The organism is Hyalangium sp. (assembly GCF_035629615.1).
In the GTDB taxonomy this organism is placed as follows: Bacteria; Myxococcota; Myxococcia; order Myxococcales; family Myxococcaceae; genus Hyalangium.
In genome coordinates this window covers 1-3,409 of record NZ_DASPHO010000488.1, presented here as the reverse complement: position 1 = coordinate 3,409, position 3,409 = coordinate 1, and the positions used below count along the sequence as shown (strand labels likewise).

The following is a 3,409-nucleotide window of genomic DNA, read 5'->3' as shown; positions in this document are numbered from 1 at the left end:
GATCCGCGTATTGTTGTCCTCCAGCGCCTCGGCCACGGCATTGGCCCGGTCCACCCAAGCGCCCACGTACCACTGCCTGTTGTTCACCTCCACCAGGCCACTGACGCTCACCGGGACGCACCGGCCCGGGCCCAGGTTGTTGATCAGAGCAGCGCCCACGAGGGGGTCCTCGGGGGTGAGGCTGGTGTCCTCTGACAGGTAGAGCTCCACCTGGCTGGAGGCGGCCGCACGGCCCTGGTTGCAGACCGTGGCGGTGAGCGTCAGAGGAGAAGCAGTCGAGAAGGTGGCCGGCCCGCTCACCTCGGAGACGGTGAAGTCCGGCCCGGAGGCCACGATCAGGCGGTTGCCCACGAGCGTGTTGTTGGTCTCCACCAGCTCCGCCACGCTGTTGGTCGAGTCCACGATGGCGCCCACGTACCACTGCCCGGGCGCTACAGCCGCCTCGGTCCAAAAGGCGACGAGCGTGGAGCACTGGCCCGCGGCCAGCGAGGCCGCCGAGGCACCTCCCACCCGCGTGTCGGCGGTCGTGATGGCGGAGTCCGAGGACAGGTAGATGTCGACGTAGAGGGTTCCGGAGGTGGCCGCCGTGCCGGTGTTGCACACCGTGACGAGCGGTTCGAAGGTCTGGGAGGGAAGCAAGCTGTCCGGCGCACTCACCTGAGAGAGGTTGAGGTCCGGCTTGAGACCGAATGCCATCCGAGTCCCAGAGCGCGTGTTGTTCGTCTCGGAGAGCTCGCTCACCGTATTGGCGGGATCAATGATGGCGCCCACGTACCGCTGCCCGCTGGTGAGGGTGGACGGGCCAGAGGTCTGCACCTGCAGCGTGGCGCATTGGCTGGGGTGGAGTGTCCCTGTCGGGGCGCTGCCCACCAGGGTATCCGCGGGGGTGATGCCCGTGTCGGTCGAGAGGTAGAGGCTCACCGTCGAGCTCGTGCTCCCAGCTCCCTGATTGCAGGCCGTCACCGTGACGACGAAGCCGCTGCCGGAGGTGGGTGCGCTGGGAGGACCGCTCACCGAGGACACCCACAGATCCGGCGTGCCCGTGGCGGTGAGCGCGCTCAGCATGGAGTCCAGGAAGGACTCCTCCTGCCCTGGGCTTCCTGGGCCACAGCCCGTGAGCACTCCCCAGGTCACGAGCAGGGACGCCAGCAGCCTTCGATTCCATACCGTCATGAAGCTCCTCCAGTGTGTGAGGGCCCCTGACGACAACATCTGAATGGTATTTAGCCGCGATTTGATTCTATCTCTGTCGATAACTGGCAGTGTATGAACCCCTCCATATGACACGGTGCGGCGCTCTTCCAGTTTGACTCTTGTTTTGCTGATTTGTCAGAGTAGACGCATCTGCTCGCCGAACCCGGAGGCACACCATGTCGCAGCTTGCCGAAGCCACACGCCCAATCGCCGTGCTGCTGGAGATTGAGACCGAAAACCACAACGCCGAGCGGTGCTTCCAAGGCCTGGATTCGCACTTCACGCTCTCGGTCAAAGCCGATGAGGTGCGCGATCCTTCCAACCCCCGCATGACGGCCGAGCGCATCTTCCAGCAGATCATGGCCCACCGTCAGAAGGCCAGCACGCAGGGCTTCGACGCCGTCGCAATCGCCACCCACCAGTGGCACGCGTGGCGAGATACCATCGGCAGCGAGGTCCAGGAGCCATTCGCCGAGCTGCTCCGGAGCCATGGCGTGCGGTTCATCGAGCTCGGCACCGAGCGCTGCAACGAGCAGTTCCGGAACCTGCTGAGCGAGCAGTTCGCCTGCGTGCTCAACTGAGTCGGCTGCGCGCCCCTGGGACATGATGGGTGCTGGGCAGCCGACCGGGCGGGAGCTGGCTCGGCAGTCCCTGGCTCACCGAGCGCCATCCGCTTCACCACCCTCAGGGGGCGGAGGAGTGAGATGCAAACGAAGTCAGCCCCCAGCGTCTGGTCAGAGGAACCCGCGCGGCACGATGAGGCTGCAGTGGGCGCTTGGTGGGGGAGCGGCGGTGCGTGAGCCTGCCGCGACCTCGTGGGCAGTCTCCTCAGACGAGATTGCCCATGCCCATCGCGGTGAGGAGTCCCTTCTGCACCTCGTCGTGGGCCTTGTTAAGGGCGGTGATGCCCTCGGGGTTGTACTTGTCCACGAGCAGGCGGCCCGGCCGAGTGCCGGCGGGGGACTCGATGAGCTTCACCAGCGCCTCCGGCACTGCGTTCGCGTCCTGCGCAGCCGGCCCGGTGAGCATGCTCTCGAAGGCCTTCTCCATGAACTCCAGGCCGTTCGCCAGCGGCCCATACCCGGCGGCGCGGTCCTGATCCTTGCCTGGCGTCAGGCGCGAGCGGAACTCCGTGGGGTGCGGCCCCGGCTGGAGGACGGTGAGCTCCACACCCGTGGGCTTCAGCTCGTAGCGGTACGCGTCCGAGAGCCCCTCCAGCGCCAGCTTGCTCGCCACGTACGCGCCCATGAACGGGAACACGAGCCGGCCCACCATACTGGAGATCTGGATGAAGTAGCCCTTGCCGCGGGCACGCATCGAGGGGAGCACGGCGCGCATCACCCGGTGCGGGCCCACGACGTTGACGTTGAGCTGCTCCAGCAGCTGCGCCGGGGTCAGCGTCTCCTCCAGCCCGAGCGCCGAGTAGCCCGCGTTGTTCACCACCACGTCGAGGTACTCGGAGCGGCCGAGGACGTCCTGCAGCGCAGATTCCACCGACGCGTCGTTGTCCAGGTCCATCTGCACCACGTGGAGCTTGAGGCCCTCCTTCTCCGCAAGGGTCCGGAGCTCGTCAGCGGCCGCGCGGTTGCGGCCCGAGATGTCCCGCATGGTGCCGAACACGGTGTGGCCCCGCCGCGCCAGCGCCAGTGCGGTGAGACGGCCGAAGCCACTGTTGGTGCCGGTGATCAGGATCTTCTGGCTCATGTTTTTCTCCCGGTTGAAGGCAAGGAGAACCATAAACCCTTGCCGGCCTGAGAGGATGCGCAGCACGACCGACACGGCTGCCGTGCCTCGGTACTCCGCCGGGCCACTTCGGCTCATGCATGGATGTCCTGGGCGATGAGTGGGGTTGCGACTCCTGTTGACTCGACTACTCTCGCCTGACAGTCGAGGGTACCGCCTGAATGGGGACCTGGAGGGAAGCCGTGGACCCGCGCATGAGCCAGAAACCTCCGTCTTCTTCACACAGGTGGCCGCGTGCCTGGATGTGGGTGGGTGCAGCTCCCTTGCTGCTCTTCCTCGTCTGCGGCTTCTCGCTCAACCAGGCGGCTCGCGACAAGTACGAGCCGGTGATCGCCAGGACACGGACGGAGGCGGCCGGACACCTCGACTTCTTCTGCGAGCAGCAAGAGCTCCTGTCCCGGGATCCGTGGTTCCACCTGCCGCGCACCGAGGGAGATGCGGGGCCCCTCCTCAATGCCTGGCTGCCGTGGGA

The 3,409-nt window shown here is 66.4% G+C and carries 3 protein-coding genes and 1 pseudogene; 2 read left to right on the top strand and 2 right to left on the bottom strand.

From position 1 onward, the window contains the following. The coding region (locus VD972_RS24945) for a CARDB domain-containing protein (RefSeq protein WP_324991083.1) at positions 1-1,173 on the bottom strand (1,173 nt) is incomplete at its 3' end. 197 nt (positions 1,174-1,370) lie between these two features. On the opposite strand from VD972_RS24945, the gene VD972_RS24940 reads away from it, so the two are divergent. After that, complete coding sequence (locus VD972_RS24940; protein ID WP_324991081.1) at positions 1,371-1,775, top strand: hypothetical protein; 405 nt, start codon at positions 1,371-1,373, stop codon at positions 1,773-1,775. A 247-nt stretch (positions 1,776-2,022) separates the two neighbouring features. On the opposite strand, the gene VD972_RS24935 is transcribed toward VD972_RS24940, so the two are convergent. Next, entirely contained in the window at positions 2,023-2,898 is an 876-nt protein-coding gene (locus VD972_RS24935) for an SDR family oxidoreductase (protein ID WP_324991079.1), read from the bottom strand. Positions 2,899-3,185: 287 nt separating this feature from the next. Between VD972_RS24935 and VD972_RS24930 the strand changes: the two are divergent. Then, positions 3,186-3,409, top strand: a pseudogene (locus VD972_RS24930) (hypothetical protein); the annotation flags it as partial.

Bases quoted from the DNA above. Each gene is read 5' to 3' on its own strand.
- VD972_RS24940 (WP_324991081.1), top strand. From the start codon at position 1,371: ATGTCGCAGCTTGCCGAAGCCACACGCCCAATCGCCGTGCTGCTGGAG.
- VD972_RS24935 (WP_324991079.1), bottom strand. From the start codon at position 2,898: ATGAGCCAGAAGATCCTGATCACCGGCACCAACAGTGGCTTCGGCCGT.